Genomic DNA, 20,290 nt, shown 5'->3' on the forward strand with positions numbered 1-20,290 from the left:
GTCTTCAGAGGTTTTCGGAGACGACCGTCAGCACCAGCGACCGCTGGTAGAGGTCTTCCAGGTACGCGGGGAACGAGGCCTCCCCGGCAGGGCCGCGAGCGCCGGCCGGCACGGCCGGGACGACGGGCAGGCCGGTCGTGCCGGTCAGCCGGGGGCTCGCCGTGTGCAGGACGCCGCCGCGGCCGATGACCTGGGCGAGCAGCAGCCGCTCGTGCATGGGCAGGCCGTCGAGCGCGGGGGTGGTGAGGGCCCGGCGGACGTCGGATTCGTCGTAGCCGATCCGCTCGATGGTGAGGTCGGTGTGGAGGACGTCCATGAAGGGGTAGTAGTCGTCCTGCACCCCCCGCTCGTACGCCCACACCAGGTCGTCGCAGCGGCCGACCTGCTCCCAGCTCATCAGGACCCGCCCGGCGTCCCCGGCGGCCAGCCGGCCGGCGAAGAAGGCCTTGGCGGCCAGGCGGACGGCGTCGTCCTTGCTGTGCATGCCCATGAAGAGCGTGGCGTCGACGAACACCACCGGGTCCGCGTCAGCCCGCATAGCGCTCGAGCACCTTCCGCATCCGCTCCATCGCGCCGGCGAACACCTCGGGCTCGCGGGCCAGGGCGAGGCGGACGAAACGCTCGCCCTTCTCCTTGGTGTTCCAGTAGAAGAAGGTGCCGGGCAGGACGTACACCTCCTCGTCGAAGAGGACGGCCTGGAGCTGGGTCGCGGTCAGGTGCTCCGGCTTGATGCGGAACCAGGCGACGCTGGTGCCGACGACCGGCTCCTGGAACTCCAGGATGGAGCCGCTGAGGGCCTCGCGGGCGGCCTCGCCGTTGGTCCGGATGATGTCGCGCACGGAGGCGAAGCCGTCGGAGATGGAGTCCTCGACGTACTGGGTGACCATGTTGAGGACGAAGGGCGAGACGTTCAGGAGGACGCTGGTGTGGAGGTTGTAGACCTCCTCCTGGATGTCCCGGCTCGCCGTGATCATGGCGCACTTGGCGTCCTGGATCGGCCAGGTCTTGCCGGTGTCCTCCATGACCATGTACGTGACGCCGGACTCCTCCAGGAGCTGGTAGATGTCGACCCGGCCGATGCCCTCGTCGCAGAGCGCGAAGGAGGCGAAGCAGAAGTCCATCACCAGGACCTTGCCGTGGTCGACGCAGTAGCGGACGACCTCCCGGAAGCCCTCCAGCTTCTCGGCGAGCAGGGTGAACCCGGTGGGGTTGTTGGGGTCGACCAGGTAGATCGCGTCCGCGTCGACCTGCTCCACGAGCCGCTCGTAGATGGCGTCCTTCTCGTGCAGCGCCGACTCGGCGAGCGGGGAGATCGGCACCTGCATGTTGCGCAGCAGGTCGACCAGGTTGTCGAAGCACGGCTCGACGAGCTGGACGGACATCCCGCGCTGCTTGAGGAACATGCCGGCGACCATGGTCGAGACGCTGGCGGAGTAGGAGAGGAGCGTGCGGTCCATCGCACGGGCGGTGGGCTGCTGGTGCAGTCGGAAGAAGGCGTCGAGGAACTGGCGCTCGAAGTGTGCCTGCTGCTTCGACTCGGACTCGTGCCAGAGCTCGGGGAGACGCGAGACGATCCGCTCCTGGGACGCGGACTGACGCTGGTGGGTGTGCGCGTCGGCCAGGTTGAACCGGGTCTTCAGGGCTTCGATCTCGTGCTGGGTGAGGTCGACGAACGTGCTGACGTCTGCCTTGTCGGTCAACGACATGAGAACTCCCGCTGTCGATACGAATCTCCGTCCGGAATTCCGGCGGCGTGAACGACTGTAGGAGCTTCGAGCGGCCTTGCGAATAACGGCCGGGTCACGCAATTAATAATCACCGCGATGTTCTGCCGGCGGAAAAAAGGAACGACGGCCAGGCATTCCTCGATCAGGAATGCCTGGCCGTCGTTCTCGTATCGTCCGCCGCTTTTGGCGACGTTTTCAACTATTCAGTGGCGGCCTTCAGGAGGATGTCCTCGTATACCTTCGGGTCGTCCGAGTGGATCACCGGCCAGCCGATGCCGTACGAGCCCTCCCAGCCCACGTCGACACCGGGGTTGGCCTGGTCGGAGCCGTCGGGCAGGAACAGGTGGGGGCTGCAGTTGATCCGGTCGGTCCCGGACTGGGCGGCCTGGTCCGCGAGCGCCCGGCGCGCGCGCCCGTCGTCCAGCGCCTCGGTGAGGGCGTCGACGTCGACGGCGCCGGTGTCCGCGGCCACGTCCAGGATGACCTTGCGGTGGCTGATGCAGCGCGACTCGGCCCAGAAGGCCCGGCGCAGCCCGAGGTCGAGCTGCTCGGAGGCCTTCAGGCTCTGCTCCTTGGCGGCGAGCACCGCCTCCAGGGCGGGCAGGGTCGTCGAGGGGTAGAGCCAGTCCTTGGCCTGCCACAGCTGCCAGCCGGCGGCCGGCTCGAGGCTCGCCATCCGGGCGACCTCGCTGTCCGTGCCAGGCCGCGGGCTCGGAGCGTCGTTGAGCAGTTCGAGGGGGAAGGCGCGCAGGTCGAAGGAGACCTGCTCCTCCAGACCGAGCCGGGCCCGGGTGGTGTGCAGCCGGTGGACGGCGATGTGCGCGAAGGAACACCAGATGTCGGAGAAGACGGTGATGACTCCGCGCGGCGGGGTCAGATCGGCGGTGGTCGGGTCGTACATGGTTCTCCTCGTTCGTACGCGGCGGAGCGGGGCTCAGCCGGCGGGTGTCTCGATGGCGTCGAGCGCCGCCTCGAGATCGAGGTCGGCGTCCGGCAGCCAGGCGGGCAGGGAGGGGATGCGGGCCATCGCGTCGAGGAGCCGCGGTACGGCGGCCTCCCGGACGGTCGGCCCATGGGCGCTCAGCAGTCGCGCGGGACGCAGGGCGGCCAGCTCGCGCACCGGCCGGAGGAACTTCGCCTCGTCGACCAGCGCGGTCCACGGGGCTATCGCACGGTTCAGGACGTCGAAGCCGTGGAAGAATTCCTCCTCGGAAATTTCGGTGAACTCCTGGCGTATTTCCTCGACGACGGTCCCGAAACTGTCGGAGCTGTAGAGCGTTCCATCGGAATGGTCGAACACGGCGAGTGTGCCGGGTGAATCAAAAGTGGGGGGCCGGTGAAAACTCAGCTCACGGTCTCCGACTTTCACCCGGCTTCCCGGGTTCGCGGTCACCACCCGGTCACCGGGAATGCTGAACTCCTCCGATATTCGCGTCACCGATATCGCGTTCGCGAGCACCTTCGCGTGCGGCGCGGCCGCCAGGACGGCGGCGAGGGCGCCCGTGTGGTCGCGGTCGTCGTGGGTGACGACGACCCAGCGCAGATCCGCCGGGTCGATCAGCGACCAGAGGGAGTCCAGGAAGTCCTCCCGGTCCACGGGCATGCCGGTGTCCACGAGGACCGGTTGGCGGGACCGCAGGAGGAAGGCGTTGACCGGCTGGTCGCCGAGACCCGGTATGGGCAGCGCCGAGGGGAGGACGTGGATGTCCGGCCCGGCGGTGTAGGACGCTTTCATGACACACCTTTCATGACGCACCGAGCGGGCCGTGGTCCCCGGGCGTGCTCCTGGGGAGGGCGTGGCCCGGGTCAGACGAGCTGGATGGTCAGGGAGCCGGCGATCAGCAGGCCGAGGCCCAGGGCGCGCGGCTTCGTGAGGGAGCGCTGCGGGAGCTTGAACAGGCCCTTGTGGTCGATCAGCGCCGAGGTGAGCTGCTGTCCCGTCACGGTGAGCGCGATGGTCACCGCCGCTCCGATGGAGGGGATGAGCAGGAAAGTGCCGGTGACGTAGGCGGCGGCGCAGGCGCCACCGAGCCAGCCCCACCAGGGCATCTTCTTCAGCGGAGCGATCTTCGGCTTGGGGGTGCGCCGGGTCGCGTAGAGCACGAGCAGGACGACGGCGATGGTGAAGGTCGCGACGGCGAAGCTGATCACGGCGACGGTGATGGGCTCCTGGAGCTGGGCGCGCAGCTGGGCGTTGACCGCGCCCTGCACCGGCAGCACGGCGCCGGCGATGACGCCGAGGGCGAGCCAGCCGGCGCGCCCGGCGCCCGACATCTTCGGGGCGCCGGGAGGGGCGGCGGCCTTCATGCCGCGGATGATCACGACGATGCCGGCGAGCACGGCGAGGGCGCCGATGACGATCCCGGCGCTGAGGTCCTTCTGCTCCAGACCGAGGAGGCCGAAGAGGTCGAGCGCGAGCGAGGCGAACATCTGGCCGGTGACGAAGAGCCCTACGGCGGCGAGGGCTCCGAGCCGCGGGAAGAGCAGGATGCCGCTGGTGATGTAGAGCGGACTGGCCAGTCCGCCCAGGAGCTGCCAGGGCTCGACGTCGGGCAGCTTGCCGAGCGCGCCGAGTGCCCCGGCCACCACCGCGAGCACAGTCAGCAGACCGGTCGCGACGCCGAGCTGGATGGTCGAGGCGCCGTACGGAGTGCCGACGGCCGAGTTGAGCTGGAGGTTCACCGAGGCCTGGACGGCCAGGAGGCAGCCGACCAGCAGGGCCGCGGCGAGAAGCGCGGTGTGCATCTTGATCTCCCTGGGGCGGGGATGGTGAGCGGTTAAGTGGACACTGAGTCCGTTTAGCATGCCACGGGAGACACCAAGCGGACAAGGTGTCCACTTAGCTTGGAGGGAAGTAAGGTCTGGTCCATGAGCGACGACGAGCAGCGCGGACGCGGGTCCGCCTCCGTGCACCGGGTCGGCGGGCTCCTCGGCGATCTTCAGGCGGCCGAGGAGCAGCCGGTCGCCCCCCGCAGGCGTGCGGACGCGGAACGCAACCGCGCCCAGATCCTGTCCGCGGCCGAGCGGCTCTTCGCCGAGCAGGACCCGCGGGCGGTCACCATGGACAAGATCGCCAAGGCCGCCGGAGTGGGCCGTGCCACGCTCTACCGGAGCTTCCCCGATCCGTCGTCGGTCGCCGTCGCGCTCCTCGACGAGCACGAGCGCCGGCTCCAGGGGCAGCTCATCTACGGCCCTCCGCCGCTGGGCCCCGGCGCCCCCGCGGGAGAGCGGCTCGCCGCGTTCTACCTGGCGATGCTCGACCTGCTCGAACGGCATCTGCCGCTGGCGCTCGGGGCGGAGACCGGCCCCGCGCGCTTCCGGACGGGCGCCTACGGTTTCTGGCGCGTGCACGTCCGCGTCCTGCTCGTCGACCACGGCGTCCGGGACCCGGACCCGATGATCGACATCGCGCTCGGCCCGCTGTCACCCGAGCTCTTCCAGTTCCAGCGCCAGGAACTCGGCCTCTCGACCGAGCGCATCGGCCGCGCCCTCGCGGACTTCGCCCGCCACCTGCTGCGCTCGGGGGTGTGAGGGAGGGGCTGCGGGCGCGGCAGGGCGGGGGGCGGCGCAGTGTGTGGCCCGGGGACGCCCGGGGCGGGTTCGGTGTGGCCGGGCCTTCGTGCCGTACGGCGGGGCTCGGGCGCCTCCATGCGGTACGGGCGGGGCTTCGGCGCCTCCAAGGCGTACGGGCGGGCTCCGGTGCCTCCATGCCGTACGGGTGGCGCGGGCGGATCGAGGGCCTGAGGGCCGAGCGGGCTTCGGCGGATCGAGGGCCTGAGGGCCGAGCGGGCTTCGGCGGATCGAGGGTCTGAGTGCCGAGCGGGCCTCGGCGGACCGGGGGCCGGAGCGCCCGGCGGCCTCAGCCGCCGGGCGGTCTCGTCCTACGCGCCGTGCTGGCCCGCGGCCGGCGGGACCAGGCCCAGCCGCCGTGCGGTGTCCGCGGCCGGGTGGATCAGGCCGGGGAGGATCAACTCCCAGATGCTCCCGAGTCGTTGTTCGGCACGGCAGTGCAGAACGCCGCTCTCGGTGGTGAGGGACTCCTCGACGGACCAGAGCTCGTCCGTCGGCGTGCGGGGGCAGCGCATCTCCAGTTCGACCCCGGTGATCACATAGCCGATGAGCGCCGCGACCGCCGTCGCGTCCACGCCGGGGCGCAGGGCCTTCTCGGCCGCCGCGTTACGCGCCAGACGCGCCACCTCGCGCCGCCAGGGGCAGTCACCGGAGAGCCCCGGATCGGTCAACTGCAGCTCTCTCGCGAGCCGTTCGCCCGCACGCGCCATGGGATCCGTCTCGAAGAGCCGGATCAGCGCGTGCGTGGCGATCACTAACTTGTCGATCGCGGTGCCGCCCACCCCCTCGGTGGACAGGCAGGCCGATTCGACCGTGACCTGGGTGACCGCACGGGCCCGCCCGCGGACCGCCGTCGCCAGATCCGCCTTCGTCGCGAAGTGGAAGACGAGCGCTCCGGTCGTCACCCGGGCCTCGCCGGCGATTCTGGCGAGAGACGCCCGCTCGTACCCCAACCCGTCGAACACCCTCGCGGCTGCCGACAGGATGTCCTGTCTTGTGCGTTCCGCCCGCTGCTGTATCGCCATGAGATCCCCCGTCGGCTTGCGAGAGCGTGCCGGAGCGTTATGTTCCGGCCCACGCCTGTGACCGACTCGAAACTATCCGGCCGGGCGGCCACGAAACGTGGGTTCTCGTCCGAGGGGCCGAAACGGGGGCTTGACGGGCGTCTCCTCTCCAGGTCGCGGGGGGTCTCCGCGCGCCGGCCGTCCGCGAAGTGACCGGAACCGGGGGTATGGCCTGTCAGGTGGATTCAGCCGTTCCGGCGGCGGCGACAGCCCGCGGCCGAGAGCGGGAAACGGCCACACCGGCCAGACACAGCGCACCCCCGGCGAGTGTGAGCAGCCCCGGCAACTCGCCCAGGAGCAGCCAGGCGAGGAGGACGACGAGAGCGGGTACGGCGTACGTCGTGGCGCCCATCCTGCCCGCGGTCGTACGCGCCAGGGCGTAGGCCCAGGTGGTGAAGGCGAGCGCGGTCGGGAACACGCCCAGATAGACCATGTTCAGGGTCGCCGACAGCGGGGCACGGCCCGCCTCGTCGACCAGCTGCCCGGCGAAGGGCAGACAGGCCACCGCCCCGACCAGACATCCGAAGGTCGTCACCTGGAGCGCGCTGCCGTGCGCGAGCGCCGGCTTCTGCGCCACGACCCCGCCCGCGTACGCCACCGCCGCCACGAGGCAGAGCACCACCCCGAGCACCGAGGCGTGCCCGCCGGAGGAGGTGCGGGACATCGAGAGGCCCACGGCCACGGCGCCCGCGAAGGAGACCGCCATGCCGGCGAGCAGCCGCGGCGGCAGCGACTCCTTGAGGAAGCGTGCGCCGAGCAGGGCGATCAGGACCGGCCCGATGTTCACCACCATCGCCGCCGTGCCCGCGTCCACCTCCTGCTCGCCCCAATTGAGCGCCACCATGTAGACCCCGAACCAGAGCAGGCCCGAGATCACGATCCCCGGCCAGGCCGCCCGGGGCGGCAGTCCCTCCCGCCGGACCAGGAGGACGGCGCCGAGGACCAGGGTCCCCGCGAGCAGCCGCCCGAGCGCGAGGGCGCCGGGGGAGTAGGCCGCCCCGGCGCTGCGGATGGAGACGAAGGCGGAGGCCCACAGGACGACGGTGACACCGGCGGCGGCGAGGGCGAGCCGCGAGGATTGCTTCTGCATGGCTCGACCGTAGGACGCGGACGCTTCGGCGTTCACCGCAATATCGCCGGCGCCCCCGCCCCGGGCTGTCACCCGTCCCGCCCGGCCCCCCGGCTCACCGCAGCTCCGCCGCCGGGATCCCCAGGGACGCGTACAGCGCGCACTCGCCCTCCTCGGTCACCCTCACCGCCCGCTCCGAGCCGATCCGTACGCACCATCCGGCGTCCAGCGCGTGCCGGCACAGCGCGGCGCCCGCGAGCCCCGCCAGGTGGGGTCTGCGCTCGGTCCAGTCGAGGCAGCCGCGCGCGACGGGCCGCCGCCCCTGGCACACGAGGGGAGCGCCCAGCTCGTCGAACCAGGCCAGACCCCGGTCCGTGAGCGCGAATCCGGTGTCCTGGCGCAGCAGTCCGCGCGCGGTCATCGCCTCGGTGACGACGATGCCGAGCCGTCCGGCGAGGTGGTCGTAGCAGGTGCGCCCCCTGGCCATCGCCCGGCCGGCGTTCGCGGCCCGCAGCGAGCGGGGCGGCGGGGCCACCGCCGGCTCGGCGCGGGCGGCCAGGTCCTCGACGAGGTGCGCGATCCCGGTGTCGGCGAGGCGTACGTACCGGTGGCGCCCCTGCCGCTCCTCCGCGAGGACCCCGCCGGCGACCAGCTTCCCGAGGTGCTCGCTGGCGGTGGACGGCGCGACGCCCGCGTGCCGGGCGAGTTCCCCGGCGGTCCAGGCCCGGCCGTCGAGCAGGGCGAGCAGGAACGCGGCGCGGGTCTCGTCCGCGAAGAGCGCCGCGAGCGCGGCGAGGTCACTGGCTGCCATGAGCCCAGCTTCCCGCACTCACGCTTCGGCGGCGGCCGAAGTGTCGAGCGGGTTCCCGGGCCGGCGGGCGAGCGCCTCGTACTGGAGCCGCAGCCCGTCCAGGAGGGCCCGCAGGCCGGTGGAGAAGGCGCCCTCGTCGACCTTCTGCCGGTGCTCCGCGAGGAGGTGGGCCTGGCCGAGGTGGGGGTAGTCGGCCGGGTCGTAGGCCGACTCGTCGTCCACGAAGCCACGGGCGAAGGAGCCCAGGGCGGAGCCGGTGATGAAGTACCGCATGAGCGCGCCGATGGAGGTGGCCTGGGCCGGCGGCCAGCCCGCGCGGACCATGGCGCCGAAGACGGCGTCAGCGACGCGCAGGCCCGCCGGGCGGCGGCCGGGGCCCTGCGCGAGGACCGGGACGATGTGCGGGTGGTCGGCGAGGGCGGCGCGGTAGGAGACGGCCCAGTCGTGCAGCGCCGTGAGCCAGTCGCGGCCGTCGCCCTCCGCGAACATCGACAGGTCGATCTTCGCGCTCACCGCGTCGGCGACGGCGTCGAGGATCTCGTCCTTCGTGCGGAAGTGGTTGTAGAGCGAGGGTCCGCTCACCCCGAGCTCGGCCGCGAGCCGGCGGGTGGAGAGCGCGCCGAGCCCCTCCGCGTCGACCAGCGCGCCCGCCGTCTCGACGATGCGGTCTCGGCTGAGCAGGGGCTTGCGCGGTCGGGCCATGGCGCACATAGTAGGCCTGCACCTGAAAACTAGCAGTGGTAATTAACGAGCGGCCGGGCGGCGACCCGGGTGAGGGGTGACACGGTGGATCTGGCACTGAGCGAGGAGCAGGACGCCGTACGGCGGCTCGCCGAGGACTTCGTCGCCCGGGAGGTGACCCCGCACGCCGTGGAGTGGGACCGCGCGGAGGAGGTGGACCGGGGAATCGTGAAGAAGCTCGGCGCCGTCGGCTTCCTCGGACTCACGATCCCGGAGGAGTACGGCGGCTCCGGCGGCGACCACCTCGCGTACTGCCTCGTGACCGAGGAACTCGGACGCGGCGACTCCTCGGTGCGCGGCATCGTCTCCGTCTCCCTCGGCCTGGTCGCCAAGACGATCGCCTCCTGGGGCAGCGAGGAGCAGAAGCGCGCATGGCTGCCCCGGCTCGCCGCGGGCGAGGCGCTCGGCTGCTTCGGCCTCACCGAGCCCGGCACCGGCTCCGACGCCGGGAACCTCGCCACCCGGGCCGTCCGGGACGGCGCCGCTGGTGACTACGTGCTCAACGGCACCAAGATGTTCATCACCAACGGCACCTGGGCCGATGTCGTGCTGCTCTTCGCCCGCACCAACGACACCCCCGGACACAGGGGCGTCTCCGCCTTCCTGGTCCCCGCCGACACCCCGGGCCTCACCCGCCGCCCCGTCCACGGCAAGCTCGGCCTGCGCGGCCAGGCCACCGCCGAACTGGTCCTGGAGGACGTCCGCGTCCCGGCCGGCGCGATGCTCGGCCCCGAGGGCAAGGGCTTCACCGTCGCCATGTCCGCCCTCGCCAAGGGGCGCATGTCCGTCGCCGCCGGCTGCGTCGGCATCGCCCAGGCCGCCCTCGACGCCGCCGTGCGGTACGCGGGGGAGCGCGAGCAGTTCGGAAAGCCCATCGCCTCGTACCAGCTCGTCCAGGAACTCATCAGCGACATCGCCGTCGACGTGGACGCCGCCCGGCTGCTCACCTGGCGGGTCGCCGACCTGGTCGACCGGGGCCAGGAGTTCGCGACCGCGGCCTCCAAGGCGAAGCTGTACGCCTCCGAGGCTGCCGTCCGCGCCGCGAACAACGCCCTCCAGGTCTTCGGCGGCTACGGCTACATCGACGAGTACCCGGTCGGCAAACTCCTCCGGGACGCCCGCGTGATGACCCTGTACGAGGGCACCAGCCAGATCCAGAAACTCATCATCGGACGGGCGCTGACGGGGGTGTCGGCCTTCTGACGCCCTTCGGCCCCCCTGCTTCGGAACCTCCCGCTTCTGAGTACGTCCCTGAGTACGCCGACGGATGTGGCACCCGCCACATCCGTCCGATGCTGTCCTCATGAGCGACACAGCCGTCAAGCAGCAGAACACCGCCGCCTACTACACACAGGCCGTCCTCTCCTTCGGGATCGCCCTCGCGGCCGTGGCCATCGGGATCTTCCAGCTGGAGGCCAGCGCCTGGGTGCGGGCCTTCCTGGCGGTCGCGGTCCTCTACCTCACGACCTCGGCGTTCACGCTCGCCAAGGTCGTCCGTGACCGCCAGGAGGCCGGCCAGATCGTCAGCCGGGTCGACCAGGCCCGCCTCGAGAAGCTCCTCGCCGAGCACGACCCCTTCCAGAAGCTCTGAGCCGCCGGACCCCGGGTCGCCGAGCGCCTGCCGGTGATCTTCGGGCCGCCGATCTCTAAGCGCTTGCTCACCCTCGTTGTATGGTGTTCGTCCTGACGGGGTCGAGAAGGAGTGCGGGATGAGCGTGGCGGAGGAGACGCCCGGGGCCGAGGACATGCCCTGGGGCGAGGTCACGCCCGAGGCCGCCCGGCGGCTGCTGGTGGCCGCCGTCGAGGCGTTCGCCGAGCGGGGCTACCACGCCACGACCACCCGGGACATCGCGGGCCGCGCCGGGATGAGCCCGGCGGCGCTCTACATCCACTACAAGACCAAGGAAGAGCTGCTCCACCGGATCAGCCGGATCGGTCACGACAAGGCCCTGGAGATCCTCCGGGCCTCGGCCGACGGCCCCGGCACCGCGGCCGAGCGCCTTGCCGACGCCGTCCGCTCCTTCGTCCGCTGGCACGCCGAGCGCCACACCACGGCCCGGGTGGTCCAGTACGAGCTCGACGCGCTCGGCCCCGAGCACCGCGCCGAGATCGTCGAGCTGCGCCGGGAGTCCGACGCGGCGGTGCGGCGCATCATCGAAGAGGGTGTGGCGGCGGGCGAGTTCGACGTGCCGGACGTCGCCGGCACGACGGTCGCCGTGCTCTCCCTCTGCATCGACGTCTCGCGCTGGTTCAACACCCAGGGCCGCAGGACGCCCGACGAGGTCGGCGCGCTCTACGCCGACCTCGTCCTCAGGATGGCCGGCGTTCAGAAGTAGTAGCGGGAGACCGACTCCGCGACGCAGACCGGCTTGTCGCCGCCCTCGCGCTCCACGGTCACCGCGGCCGTCACCTGCACACCGCCGCCGGCCTCCTCGACCTTCGTCAGGACGGCCGTCGCGCGCACCCGCGAGCCCACCGGCACGGGTGCGGGGAAACGCACCTTCTCCGTGCCGTAGTTGATGCCCATCTTCATGCCCTCGACCCGCAGCACCTGCGGGACGAACAGCGGCAGCAGCGACAGGGTCAGATAGCCGTGCGCGATCGTCGTGCCGAAGGGGCCGGAGGCGGCGCGCTCCGGGTCCACGTGGATCCACTGGTGGTCCCCGGTCGCCTCCGCGAAGAGGTCGATCCGCTTCTGGTCGACCTCCAGCCAGTCGCTGTGCCCCAACTGCTCGCCGACTCCCGCGCGCAGCTCCTCGGCGGAGGTGAAGATCCTCGGCTCGGCCATGTTCCTGGTCCCTTCTGGTACGGGCATACCCAACGGTCGGTATCTAAGCGCTTGCTCAGCATGTGGGGTGAGGGGGCCGCTGTCAACGGACCAGTAGGGTCGCGGGGTGCCGCAGATTCCAGAGAAGATTCACGAGCTGACCGTCGGCCAGCTCTCCGCCCGTAGCGGGGCCGCCGTCTCCGCCCTTCACTTCTACGAGGCGAAGGGGCTCATCAGCAGCCGCCGCACCACCGGCAACCAGCGCCGCTACAGCCGCGACACCCTCCGCCGGGTCGCCTTCGTCCGGGCCGCCCAGCGCGTCGGCATCCCGCTGGCCACGATCCGCGACGCGCTCAGCCAGCTTCCGGAGGAGCGCACCCCCACCAACGAGGACTGGGCCAGACTCTCGCGCGCCTGGCGCACGGAACTCGACGAGCGCATCAAACAGCTCGGACGGCTCCGCGACCACCTGACGGACTGCATCGGCTGCGGCTGCCTGTCGCTGGAGACCTGCGTCCTGTCCAACCCCGACGACGTCATCGGCGAACGGATGGCGGGCTCCCGCCTGCTGCCGGTACGCAGGACCGCCCCGGACGGTACGCCCGAATCCTGAGGCCCCGCGGCCTCCTGCCGCCGCGCCGGACGTCCCGTCAGGTCCTCGGGGGCCGCCCTCGCCCGCCCGGCGCCGGAGCGTGCCGGTGTGCCGTCCCGCCAGACGAGGGCGTCCCCACCTCCGGCCCGGCGGGACCGGGCCCGGCCGTGTCCGCCACCGCGCTCACGCCGCCGAGGCCAGCGACCGGCTCCGCGCCTCCCGGGCGCGGGCCAGCGCCCCCGAGGTGAGCACCGCACGCGGCACGCCCACCCCGCAGTCCCCGCAGACCGGGCCGTGCCACGGCTCTCCCGGGCCCGCCCATTCGATCCGCGGCCCCGCGCACACCGGGCATCCCTCGCCGGGTCCGCGCTCCAGGGCCGTGATCAGCCGCCGCAGCACCTCGGGCAGCGGGTCCGACGGGTGCACCGCGGGATCGCCGCACCGGACCACCCCGTTGCCGCCCCAGACCCGCCGGTGCCAGTCGTCGAGCGCCCCGAGCCCGCGCAGGCCCTCCTGCTTCTCGCGCCGCCGCCGGGCGGCGAACTCCTCCTCGTACGCGAGCCACACGGCCCGCGCCTCCTCCAGCTCGTCGAGCGCGGCGATCAGCCGCCCGGGGTCGAGCTCCCGGTCCTCGGGTCCGAATCTGTGCCTGCGGCACAGGTGGTCCCACGTAGCCCGGTGCCCGTACGGCGCGAACCGCTCCAAACACTTGCGCAGCGAGTACCTGCGCAGCGCCGTGTCGCACCCCGGATCGCGCACCTGTCTCGCGAGACTCCGGAAACCGGCCATCCCTCGCCACCTCCGTCGCTGGTCATTCCGCGATATCAGAGGGACGAACGAGCGCGCCGCCGTGTTCCATCGAAATTCGTATGGCAGCCATCAGTGGCGCGGAAAGACCCCCTGGAGCCCGACCGAACCCATGCGCCCGGTCGGCCCCGGCAGGCCTCTGACCAGGAGTCCTAACGGCCCGCCCGGGCCGCGGACACCACCAGACGTGCCAGCTCGGGGTGGCGGATGTCGCTGTGCGAGAGAATCACCTCGGCCGCGTCCACGCTCACGCACCCGGAGGCCGGCACCCCTTCGCGCAGGACCGCCGCCAGGGTCCGGACCACCGTCCCCCGCACCGCCTGGACGCCGTCGTACCCGATCGCGCCCCAGCGCGGATCGCCCGCCCCGGGCAGCCCCGGCAGGCCCCCGAACGACTCGGAGTCGCGCGCGAGCCTGGACGCCAGCGGGTACATCACCCGCAGAGCCGTGTCGTGCCGCGAGTAGCAGGCCACGAGCGGCCCCCGGACCCGCAGCTGCATGTCCCGCAGCGAGCCGGACCGCCCGGGATCGTGCGGCAGCCGCCCCGCGAACGCGTAGTGCGAGAAGGAGCCCTGGAGGAGCGTCACCGAGGCGACGGGGCGGGCCCCCGACGGCAGCCCCTTCAGCGCGTACGCGACGAGCCGGGCGCCCATGCTGTGGCCGACCAGGTGGACCCGGAGGCCGGGAGCGGCGCGGGCGACCTCGCCGAGCAGAGGCCCGAGGCCCGCCTCGCCCACCCGTCCGGCCCGCTTCTTCATCACGTAGTAGGTGGCCTGCCGCAGGGCCTCCCTGGCCCCCTTCCAGTACCGCCCGAGCCCCTCGCCGAAGCCCTCCGTCGGGACGCCGCCCTCGCCGAAGCCCCCCGCCGGGACGGTCTCCGTCTCCAGCGCCTCCGTGAACAGGGCGCAGACCTCCACCGTGTCCGTCACCAGGAACTCCGGCACCGGCTCGCCGGACCCGGCGGCGCCCTCCGGGACACCCCCGCCGGCCACGTCCGTCAGCTCCCGCAGCAGCGCCCCGAACTCGGCGAACGCGCCCTCCTCGGCGGGCGCCGTCGCGAGGAGTTCCGTCAGCCGGTCGAGGACCGGTTCCTTCTCCGGGAGGACTGTCACGAGGGCCCGGTAGTCGGGCACCGGCTCACCGGTGAACATCATCGACGGCCACATCACGCCCGCGTACCCGGCCTCGACGCCGGGAGCGAGGAGAGCGGGGAAGGGAGCGAAGAACTCGGAGCAGAGACGGGTGGCGCCGGACGGTGAGCTGTTCCATCCGTGCGCGAACACCACCAGGTCGGTGACCCCCTGGCGGGCCAGTGCGGCGAGGGACGCGGACTGCCCCGCCGGTCCGTCGCCCTCCTTGTCGAAGGTGATCTCCCGGTACGGTTCCACACTCATCCCGGTCAACGGCCCGACCGTCCCTCCACGTCGAGGGGGCCGCAACGCCGGGTGCGCCCGTGCGCGGGCGGCGGCTCCATGGCCAGCATGCCCGCGCACGGCGCCGTCCAGACGTACGAGGCGGCCTCAGCGCAGCCTGGCCGCCGTGATCCGGGGGAAGTGGAGGAGGAGGTCGTACGCGGTGGAGAGCCGGACCGGGACCACGGCACCCGGCCAGGGGTACGCGGTCCCGATGGTCCGGTTCGGCCGGTGGGTGCCGAGCCAGTCACGGGAGGCCGGTGTCGCGCGCCGCATGTCCAGGTAGAAGGGGTCCGGCGAGACCCGGTCCAGGGTGTGGGCGTTGCTGTCGGGGCCGAGCGTGCCGACGGTGAAGGACCGGAGCGGTTCGCCCGGGGCCCCGGTGTCGTGCGCGTTGAAGGAGCCCTGTCCGAACGAGGTGCCGACGGTCACGTAGTCGCGGCCCAGGGCGTCGCGGAGGAAGGCGCCCTGGACGCGCGGGTACTGGTCCGCCTTCGCGGTCTCGTAGCCCACGTGCATGTTGTGCGCGGCGAGCACGATCCGGTCGCCGGTCCGCCGCTGCCACCAGACGGTGTTCTCGGCCATGACCCGGTCCCGGTAGAGCATCGCGTCGGCGATCCCGGTGTCCGAGAGGATGTCGTGCGCGTACTCGGTGCCGACCTGGGCGATGGCCCGCGCGTGCTGGACCGCCCACGCCGCGTCCTCGCGCGCGCGTGCGCCCTTCCCGGGCCGCTGCCGCTCCAGGAGGGCGAGGGCGGTGTTCACCTCGCCGGCCATCCGCCGCCGCTCGGGGAGCGGCCTGGTCATGTACCCCTTCATCCACGCCTCCACCTCGCCCGTGGGGCGCGAGGCCCGGTACAGCTCCTGGAAGCGGGGAAGGAGCGCGGGGTGGGTGCGGGCCACGTACGAGGTGACCTCGTCGAAGAGGTTCGCGCCCGCGTAGCCGAGGTCGTTGCCCATGAAGCGGACCTGGTGGCCGGGGTGGAGCTGGTTGTGCCGCCGCATCCAGCGGAACAGGTCGAGGTACTCCTCGGTGTTCCAGAGGCGGTACGACTCCTGGAACTCGTCCCGCATGATCGCCCGGATGTCGCCGCGGCCGGTGCGGACCCAGGCGTCGACGAGGAGTCCGGTGGACCAGTTGGCCTCCAGGGCGAAGGTGGTGAAGCCCCGCCGCTCCACGAGGTGTTCGAAGATCCGGTGCCTGGTGGCGAAGAACTCGGCCGAGCTGTGGGTGGCCTCGCCGATGCCGACGACCTTGGCCGAGCCGATCATCCGGTCGAGCGGGCGCAGGTCGGTCAGCGGCTGGGCCGTGCGGGCGAGTTCACGAGCGGGGTCGGGTGCGGCGGGAGCAGGGGCGGCCCCGGCGGCGGGTGCCAGGGTGCCGAGGCAGGCGGCGACCAGGAGTCCCACGAGGGGCAGGCGGCGTCGTAAGGAGAGGTTCATGGGACCAGCGTGGTCGGCGGGGCACCCCGGGGGACATCCCGCCCGCACCCTTGTCGACCGGGGGACAACCCCCGGTCGACACCGGTCCCGCACCGGTCGACGGCGTTCCAGCCGCCCTCACCGGCCGACACCGCTCCAGCAGCCCCAACGGTCGACCGCGCCCCAACGGCCCTCACCGGTAGAGCAGATACTCCTCCCGCACCGCCCGGAAGGCCGCCAGGTCCGTCCGCCACGCCCCCACGGTCTCGTCGACGCCCGCGCCCGCGTCGATCAGCGTCCGCACCCGGGTCGAGCCGGTCAGCCTGTCGATCCAGTGGTCCGCCCGCCAGGCGAAGCCGGACCACGAGCTCCGCGCGGTGACCAGGAGCCCGATCCCCGTCCGTACCGGGTCGAAGGAGTCCCGGTCATGGACGTGCAGCTGCACCCCGCCCACCGTCCTCCCCTGGAACTTGGAGAAGGTCGGCGCGAAGTACGCCTCCCGGAACCGGACTCCGGGCAGGGCGAGCGCGTTCGCCGCCTCCGCCCAGCGGCGGTCGATCCCCTCGGCGCCGAGGAGTTCGAAGGGGCGGGTGGTGCCCCGGCCCTCGGACAGGTTGGTCCCCTCGAAGAGGCAGGTGCCGGAGTAGACGAGCGCGGTCTCCGGCGTGGGCATGTTCGGGCTCGGCGGCACCCAGGGCAGCCCGGTCGCGTCGAAGAACTCCGTGCGCCGCCAGCCCGTCATCCGTACCGTCTCCAGGGCGACCGGCCGGGTCAGGAACTCGCCGTTGAACAGCAGGGCCAGCTCGGCCACCGTCATGCCGTGCGCCTGCGCGATCGGCTCGCGTCCGACGAACGTGGCGAACGCCCGGTCGAGGACGGGTCCGAGCGCGGCCCGCCCGGTCACCGGGTTCGGCCGGTCCAGGACCACGAACCGTTTCCCGGCCAGGGCGGCGGCGACCATGCAGTCGTACAGGGTCCAGATGTAGGTGTAGAAGCGGGCGCCGACGTCCTGGATGTCGAAGACGACCGTGTCCACGCCGGAGGCGGTGAAGACGTCCGCGAGCGGCTGCCCGCTCTTCAGGTACGTGTCGTAGACGGGCAGTCCGGTCGCGGGGTCGTCGTACCGCCCCTCGGAGCCGCCCGCCTGCGCGGTGCCGCGGAACCCGTGCTCCGGGCCGAAGACGGCGATCAGGTCGACCCGCTCGTCGGCGTGCATCACGTCCACGACGTGCCGGGCCTCCCGGGTGACCCCGGTCGGATTGGTGACGACGCCGACCCGCTCGCCGGCCAGGAGTGCGTACCCGTCGGCCGCGAGCCGCTCGAAGCCGGTCCGTACGCGGCCGTGCCCGGGGGCGGCGGACGCGGTGGGCGCGGTGGCCGCCACCGCCCCGAGCGCGCCTCCGGCGACCAGCAGACTCCGTCGCGACAGGCCCATGGAACCTCCTCGGGGTGACATGGGCACGCACGCTAGCGCTCCTGGCGGCCCCGGGGAACGAGGCGTGCGGAACGGGTCTTCCCCCTTTCCATACCGACTGGTTAGTCTGTCCGGGTCGTCACAGCCGAGAGGTGGGTCCATGAACGCGGACACGAACGAGCTCCAGGGCCGGGGAGTCGTCGTCACGGGAGCGGGCGGCGGCATCGGAGCCGCCCTCGCCCGGAGGTTCGCCGCCGAGGGGGCCAGGGTCGTCGTCAACGACCTCGACCCCGTCCGCGCCAAGGCCGTCGCCGAGGAGATCGGCGCCTTCGCCGTCCCCGGGGACGCCTCCGCCGTCGTCGACGAGGCCCGAGAGGCCCTCGGCGGCACCGTCGACATCTGGTGCGCCAACGCCGGCCTCTCCTCGCCCGGCGACGCCTTCGCCGACGAGGACGTCTGGGCCGCCGCCTGGGACGTCAACGTCATGGCACACGTCCGCGCGGCCCGCGCGCTCCTCCCGGGGTGGCTGGAGCGCGGCAGCGGCCGGTTCGTCTCCACCGTCTCCGCCGCCGGCCTGCTCACGATGATCGGCGCGGCGCCGTACAGCGTCTCCAAGCACGGCGCGTACGCCTTCGCCGAGTGGCTCTCCCTCACCTACCGGCACCGCGGCCTCTCGGTCCACGCCATCTGCCCGCAGGGCGTCCGTACGGACATGCTCACCGCGGCGGGAACCGCCGGCGAACTCGTCCTCGCCCCCACCGCCATCGAGCCCGAGGACGTCGCCGACGCCCTCCTCGACGCCATCGCCGCCGACCGTTTCCTCGTCCTTCCGCACCCCGAGGTCGCCGGCTACTACCGCAACCGGGCCACCGATCCCGAGCGCTGGCTCACCACGATGAACCACGTCCAGCAGGCCTGGGAGACCGGTACCCGTTAACCGGTGCCACGATCGATGGGAAGATCTACCGGCGGGAACGCGTTCCCGTGACCGAAAACGATCACCAAGGAAGGCGGCGGAGCATGGCCAGGACGACGGACGGGAGCGGTACACCCGTCCCCCAGAGGCTCCTCGCCGCCGCCACCCGGCTCTTCGCCGAGCAGGGTTACGACCGCACCTCCGTCCAGGAGATCGTCGAGGCCGCAGGGGTCACCAAGGGCGCCCTCTACCACTACTTCGGCTCGAAGGAGGACCTCCTCCAGGAGGTCTACGCGCGCGTACTCCGCCTCCAGCAGGAACGTCTTGACGCCTACGCCGACGCAGACGCGCCCATCGAGGACCGGCTGCGCTCCGCCGCCGCCGACGTGGTCGTCACCACCATCGAGAACCTCGACGACGCCGCCATCTTCTTCCGCTCCATGCACCACCTCAGCCCGGAGAAGAACAAGCAGGTCCGGTCCGAGCGCCGCCGCTACCACGAACGGTTCCGCGCCCTGGTCGAGGAGGGTCAGCGCACCGGAGTGTTCTCCTCCGCGACCCCCGCCGACCTGGTCGTCGACTACCACTTCGGCTCGGTGCACCACCTCTCCACCTGGTACCGCCCGGACGGCCCGCTCACCCCCGAACAGGTCGCCGGCCACCTCGCCGACCTCCTCCTGCGGGCCCTGCGCCCCTGAGGCGCGCCCATGACGAAGGGGCCCACGACCCAGCCGGTCGTGGGCCCCTCCGCCGTGCCGCTACAGGTACTTCTTCAGCTCCCGGCGCGCCAGCGACCGCTGGTGCACCTCGTCCGGCCCGTCCGCGAGCTTCAGCGTCCGCGCCGCCGCCCACAGCTCGGCGAGCGGGAAGTCCTGCGACACCCCACCCGCCCCGTGCGCCTGCACGGCCTTGTCGATGATGTCGACGACCGCGCGCGGGGTCGCGATCTTGATGGCCTGGATCTCGGTGTGCGCGCCCCGGTTGCCGACGGTGTCCATGAGCCAGGCCGTCTTGAGGACGAGGAGCCGCAGCTGCTCGATCGTCACCCGGGCGTCCGCGATCCAGTTCTGCACGACGCCCTGCTGGGCGAGCGTCTTGCCGAAGGCGGTACGGGAGACCGCGCGCCGGCACATCAGCTCGACGGCCCGCTCGGCCATCCCGATGAGCCGCATGCAGTGGTGGATGCGGCCGGGGCCGAGCCGCGCCTGAGCGATGGCGAAGCCGCCGCCCTCCTCGCCGATCAGATGGGCGGCCGGGACCCGGACGCCGTCGAAGATCACCTCGGCGTGGCCGCCGTGGGAGTGGTCCTCGTACCCGTACACCCGCATCGCCCGCCGCACCTCGACGCCCGGGGTGTCGCGCGGCACGAGGATCATCGACTGCTGGCGCCGGGGGTCGGCCCCCTCGGGGTCGGTCTTGCCCATGACGATGAAGACCTTGCAGTCGGGGTTCATCGCCCCGGAGATGTACCACTTGCGTCCGTCGACGACGTACGAGTCGCCGTCCCGCCGGATCCGCGTCTCGACATTCGTCGCGTCGGAGGAGGCCACCTCGGGCTCGGTCATCGCGAACGCCGACCGGATCTCGCCCGCGAGGAGCGGCTCCAGCCACTGCTTCTTCTGCGCCTCGTCGCCGAACTGGGCGAGCAGCTCCATGTTCCCGGTGTCGGGGGCGGCGCAGTTGAGGGCGGTGGGGGCCAGATGAGGGCTGCGGCCGGTAATCTCGGCGAGCGGCGCGTACTGGAGGTTGGTGAGCCCGGCCCCGTACTCCGCGTCGGGCAGGAAGAGGTTCCAGAGGCCCTGCCGCCCGGCTTCGGCCTTGAGCTCCTCGACGACCGCCGGGGTGTCCCACGGGGAGGTGAGCAGTGCCCGCTGCTCCTCGGCGACGGTCTCGGCCGGGTACACGTGCTCGTCCATGAAGGCGAGGAGTTTCGCCCGCAGTTCCTCGGTGCGGGCGTCGTAGGCGAAGTCCATGGTGG

At 72.2% G+C, this 20,290-nt stretch carries 22 protein-coding genes; 7 read left to right on the forward strand and 15 right to left on the reverse strand.

Going from position 1 to position 20,290, the window contains the following annotated elements; all coding sequences use genetic code 11:
- Positions 1 to 4: 4 nt before the first annotated feature.
- The 5 genes from ACFVYX_RS18600 to ACFVYX_RS18620 all read right to left on the reverse strand — a co-directional run bounded on the left by ACFVYX_RS18600 (position 5) and on the right by ACFVYX_RS18620 (position 4,472).
- A complete protein-coding gene (locus tag ACFVYX_RS18600; protein WP_389682452.1) occupies positions 5 to 538 on the reverse strand; it encodes a DUF6190 family protein in 534 nt (177 codons plus the stop codon).
- Positions 528 to 1,706 carry a pyridoxal phosphate-dependent aminotransferase gene (locus ACFVYX_RS18605; protein ID WP_389682453.1) on the reverse strand — a complete coding sequence of 393 codons (1,179 nt, stop codon included), beginning with the start codon at positions 1,704 to 1,706 and terminating at the stop codon, positions 528 to 530. The genes ACFVYX_RS18600 and ACFVYX_RS18605 overlap by 11 nt, the downstream gene beginning before the upstream one ends.
- A 220-nt stretch (positions 1,707 to 1,926) precedes the next feature.
- Positions 1,927 to 2,628 (reverse strand): DsbA family protein, encoded by a 702-nt coding sequence (locus ACFVYX_RS18610; RefSeq protein ID WP_389682454.1) that lies wholly within the window; start codon positions 2,626 to 2,628, stop codon positions 1,927 to 1,929.
- Positions 2,629 to 2,661: 33 nt separating this feature from the next.
- Positions 2,662 to 3,462 carry an MBL fold metallo-hydrolase gene (locus ACFVYX_RS18615; RefSeq protein WP_389682455.1) on the reverse strand — a complete coding sequence of 267 codons (801 nt, stop codon included), beginning with the start codon at positions 3,460 to 3,462 and terminating at the stop codon, positions 2,662 to 2,664.
- A 71-nt stretch (positions 3,463 to 3,533) separates the two neighbouring features.
- Positions 3,534 to 4,472, reverse strand: a complete 939-nt coding sequence (locus ACFVYX_RS18620; protein WP_389682456.1) for a DMT family transporter — start codon at positions 4,470 to 4,472, stop codon at positions 3,534 to 3,536.
- Positions 4,473 to 4,595: 123 nt separating this feature from the next.
- Here ACFVYX_RS18620 and ACFVYX_RS18625 point away from each other — a divergent pair, with 123 nt between their 5' ends.
- On the forward strand, positions 4,596 to 5,258 hold the full coding sequence (locus ACFVYX_RS18625) for a TetR/AcrR family transcriptional regulator (RefSeq protein WP_389682457.1): 663 nt from the start codon (positions 4,596 to 4,598) through the stop codon (positions 5,256 to 5,258).
- A 350-nt stretch (positions 5,259 to 5,608) separates the two neighbouring features.
- Here ACFVYX_RS18625 and ACFVYX_RS18630 read toward each other — a convergent pair whose 3' ends face one another.
- The 4 genes from ACFVYX_RS18630 to ACFVYX_RS18645 all read right to left on the reverse strand — a co-directional run bounded on the left by ACFVYX_RS18630 (position 5,609) and on the right by ACFVYX_RS18645 (position 8,952).
- On the reverse strand, positions 5,609 to 6,322 hold the full coding sequence (locus tag ACFVYX_RS18630) for a TetR family transcriptional regulator (RefSeq protein WP_389682458.1): 714 nt from the start codon (positions 6,320 to 6,322) through the stop codon (positions 5,609 to 5,611).
- A gap of 214 nt (positions 6,323 to 6,536) precedes the next feature.
- The gene (locus ACFVYX_RS18635) at positions 6,537 to 7,451 is read right to left on the reverse strand and encodes a DMT family transporter (RefSeq protein WP_389682459.1); all 915 of its coding nucleotides are present in this window, start codon (positions 7,449 to 7,451) and stop codon (positions 6,537 to 6,539) included.
- Positions 7,452 to 7,545: 94 nt separating this feature from the next.
- The gene (locus ACFVYX_RS18640) at positions 7,546 to 8,241 is read right to left on the reverse strand and encodes an ArsR/SmtB family transcription factor (protein WP_389682460.1); all 696 of its coding nucleotides are present in this window, start codon (positions 8,239 to 8,241) and stop codon (positions 7,546 to 7,548) included.
- A gap of 18 nt (positions 8,242 to 8,259) precedes the next feature.
- On the reverse strand, positions 8,260 to 8,952 hold the full coding sequence (locus ACFVYX_RS18645; protein ID WP_389682461.1) for a TetR/AcrR family transcriptional regulator: 693 nt from the start codon (positions 8,950 to 8,952) through the stop codon (positions 8,260 to 8,262).
- 75 nt (positions 8,953 to 9,027) lie between these two features.
- Between ACFVYX_RS18645 and ACFVYX_RS18650 the strand changes: the two genes are divergently transcribed.
- The 3 genes from ACFVYX_RS18650 to ACFVYX_RS18660 all read left to right on the forward strand — a co-directional run bounded on the left by ACFVYX_RS18650 (position 9,028) and on the right by ACFVYX_RS18660 (position 11,318).
- A complete protein-coding gene (locus ACFVYX_RS18650; protein WP_389682462.1) occupies positions 9,028 to 10,185 on the forward strand; it encodes an acyl-CoA dehydrogenase family protein in 1,158 nt (385 codons plus the stop codon).
- Between the two features lie 100 nt (positions 10,186 to 10,285).
- Positions 10,286 to 10,573, forward strand: a complete 288-nt coding sequence (locus ACFVYX_RS18655) for a YiaA/YiaB family inner membrane protein (protein WP_389682463.1) — start codon at positions 10,286 to 10,288, stop codon at positions 10,571 to 10,573.
- 118 nt (positions 10,574 to 10,691) lie between these two features.
- On the forward strand, positions 10,692 to 11,318 hold the full coding sequence (locus ACFVYX_RS18660; protein ID WP_389682464.1) for a TetR/AcrR family transcriptional regulator: 627 nt from the start codon (positions 10,692 to 10,694) through the stop codon (positions 11,316 to 11,318).
- Here the strand turns inward: ACFVYX_RS18660 and ACFVYX_RS18665 are convergent.
- The gene (locus tag ACFVYX_RS18665) at positions 11,309 to 11,770 is read right to left on the reverse strand and encodes a MaoC family dehydratase (RefSeq protein ID WP_389682465.1); all 462 of its coding nucleotides are present in this window, start codon (positions 11,768 to 11,770) and stop codon (positions 11,309 to 11,311) included. The two genes, ACFVYX_RS18660 and ACFVYX_RS18665, sit on opposite strands and share 10 nt — an antisense overlap.
- Before the next feature lie 106 nt (positions 11,771 to 11,876).
- On the opposite strand from ACFVYX_RS18665, the gene soxR reads away from it, so the two are divergent.
- Positions 11,877 to 12,362 carry a redox-sensitive transcriptional activator SoxR gene (gene soxR / locus ACFVYX_RS18670; RefSeq protein WP_389682466.1) on the forward strand — a complete coding sequence of 162 codons (486 nt, stop codon included), beginning with the start codon at positions 11,877 to 11,879 and terminating at the stop codon, positions 12,360 to 12,362.
- A gap of 162 nt (positions 12,363 to 12,524) precedes the next feature.
- Here the strand turns inward: soxR and ACFVYX_RS18675 are convergent, their stop codons facing one another.
- The 4 genes from ACFVYX_RS18675 to ACFVYX_RS18690 form a co-directional block, all read right to left on the reverse strand.
- Complete coding sequence (locus tag ACFVYX_RS18675; RefSeq protein WP_389682467.1) at positions 12,525 to 13,130, reverse strand: hypothetical protein; 606 nt, start codon at positions 13,128 to 13,130, stop codon at positions 12,525 to 12,527.
- A 170-nt stretch (positions 13,131 to 13,300) separates the two neighbouring features.
- Positions 13,301 to 14,542, reverse strand: a complete 1,242-nt coding sequence (locus ACFVYX_RS18680) for a serine-threonine protein kinase (protein ID WP_389682468.1) — start codon at positions 14,540 to 14,542, stop codon at positions 13,301 to 13,303.
- A gap of 126 nt (positions 14,543 to 14,668) precedes the next feature.
- Positions 14,669 to 16,003: an erythromycin esterase family protein gene (locus tag ACFVYX_RS18685; RefSeq protein WP_389682469.1), complete on the reverse strand. Its 1,335-nt coding sequence runs from the start codon at positions 16,001 to 16,003 to the stop codon at positions 14,669 to 14,671.
- A gap of 172 nt (positions 16,004 to 16,175) precedes the next feature.
- Positions 16,176 to 17,417 carry an exo-beta-N-acetylmuramidase NamZ domain-containing protein gene (locus tag ACFVYX_RS18690; RefSeq protein WP_389682470.1) on the reverse strand — a complete coding sequence of 414 codons (1,242 nt, stop codon included), beginning with the start codon at positions 17,415 to 17,417 and terminating at the stop codon, positions 16,176 to 16,178.
- Between the two features lie 139 nt (positions 17,418 to 17,556).
- On the opposite strand from ACFVYX_RS18690, the gene ACFVYX_RS18695 reads away from it, so the two are divergent.
- Positions 17,557 to 18,333 carry an SDR family oxidoreductase gene (locus ACFVYX_RS18695; protein WP_389682471.1) on the forward strand — a complete coding sequence of 259 codons (777 nt, stop codon included), beginning with the start codon at positions 17,557 to 17,559 and terminating at the stop codon, positions 18,331 to 18,333.
- Positions 18,334 to 18,416: 83 nt separating this feature from the next.
- Positions 18,417 to 19,010 carry a TetR/AcrR family transcriptional regulator gene (locus ACFVYX_RS18700; RefSeq protein WP_389682472.1) on the forward strand — a complete coding sequence of 198 codons (594 nt, stop codon included), beginning with the start codon at positions 18,417 to 18,419 and terminating at the stop codon, positions 19,008 to 19,010.
- Between the two features lie 60 nt (positions 19,011 to 19,070).
- Here ACFVYX_RS18700 and ACFVYX_RS18705 read toward each other — a convergent pair whose 3' ends face one another.
- Positions 19,071 to 20,285 (reverse strand): acyl-CoA dehydrogenase family protein, encoded by a 1,215-nt coding sequence (locus ACFVYX_RS18705; protein ID WP_389682473.1) that lies wholly within the window; start codon positions 20,283 to 20,285, stop codon positions 19,071 to 19,073.
- Positions 20,286 to 20,290: the final 5 nt, after the last annotated feature.

It is taken from the genome of Streptomyces sp. NPDC058326, from assembly GCF_042879855.1.
In the GTDB taxonomy this organism is placed as follows: domain Bacteria; phylum Actinomycetota; class Actinomycetes; order Streptomycetales; family Streptomycetaceae; genus Streptomyces.

Coding starts and splice junctions, on each gene's coding strand:
- ACFVYX_RS18600 (WP_389682452.1), bottom strand. CDS start 538: ATGCGGGCTGACGCGGACCCGGTGGTGTTCGTCGACGCCACGCTCTTC.
- ACFVYX_RS18605 (WP_389682453.1), bottom strand. CDS start 1,706: ATGTCGTTGACCGACAAGGCAGACGTCAGCACGTTCGTCGACCTCACC.
- ACFVYX_RS18610 (WP_389682454.1), bottom strand. CDS start 2,628: ATGTACGACCCGACCACCGCCGATCTGACCCCGCCGCGCGGAGTCATC.
- ACFVYX_RS18615 (WP_389682455.1), bottom strand. CDS start 3,462: ATGAAAGCGTCCTACACCGCCGGGCCGGACATCCACGTCCTCCCCTCG.
- ACFVYX_RS18620 (WP_389682456.1), bottom strand. CDS start 4,472: ATGCACACCGCGCTTCTCGCCGCGGCCCTGCTGGTCGGCTGCCTCCTG.
- ACFVYX_RS18625 (WP_389682457.1), top strand. CDS start 4,596: ATGAGCGACGACGAGCAGCGCGGACGCGGGTCCGCCTCCGTGCACCGG.
- ACFVYX_RS18630 (WP_389682458.1), bottom strand. CDS start 6,322: ATGGCGATACAGCAGCGGGCGGAACGCACAAGACAGGACATCCTGTCG.
- ACFVYX_RS18635 (WP_389682459.1), bottom strand. CDS start 7,451: ATGCAGAAGCAATCCTCGCGGCTCGCCCTCGCCGCCGCCGGTGTCACC.
- ACFVYX_RS18640 (WP_389682460.1), bottom strand. CDS start 8,241: ATGGCAGCCAGTGACCTCGCCGCGCTCGCGGCGCTCTTCGCGGACGAG.
- ACFVYX_RS18645 (WP_389682461.1), bottom strand. CDS start 8,952: ATGTGCGCCATGGCCCGACCGCGCAAGCCCCTGCTCAGCCGAGACCGC.
- ACFVYX_RS18655 (WP_389682463.1), top strand. CDS start 10,286: ATGAGCGACACAGCCGTCAAGCAGCAGAACACCGCCGCCTACTACACA.
- ACFVYX_RS18660 (WP_389682464.1), top strand. CDS start 10,692: ATGAGCGTGGCGGAGGAGACGCCCGGGGCCGAGGACATGCCCTGGGGC.
- ACFVYX_RS18665 (WP_389682465.1), bottom strand. CDS start 11,770: ATGGCCGAGCCGAGGATCTTCACCTCCGCCGAGGAGCTGCGCGCGGGA.
- ACFVYX_RS18675 (WP_389682467.1), bottom strand. CDS start 13,130: ATGGCCGGTTTCCGGAGTCTCGCGAGACAGGTGCGCGATCCGGGGTGC.
- ACFVYX_RS18680 (WP_389682468.1), bottom strand. CDS start 14,542: ATGAGTGTGGAACCGTACCGGGAGATCACCTTCGACAAGGAGGGCGAC.
- ACFVYX_RS18685 (WP_389682469.1), bottom strand. CDS start 16,003: ATGAACCTCTCCTTACGACGCCGCCTGCCCCTCGTGGGACTCCTGGTC.
- ACFVYX_RS18690 (WP_389682470.1), bottom strand. CDS start 17,417: ATGGGCCTGTCGCGACGGAGTCTGCTGGTCGCCGGAGGCGCGCTCGGG.
- ACFVYX_RS18695 (WP_389682471.1), top strand. CDS start 17,557: ATGAACGCGGACACGAACGAGCTCCAGGGCCGGGGAGTCGTCGTCACG.
- ACFVYX_RS18700 (WP_389682472.1), top strand. CDS start 18,417: ATGGCCAGGACGACGGACGGGAGCGGTACACCCGTCCCCCAGAGGCTC.
- ACFVYX_RS18705 (WP_389682473.1), bottom strand. CDS start 20,285: ATGGACTTCGCCTACGACGCCCGCACCGAGGAACTGCGGGCGAAACTC.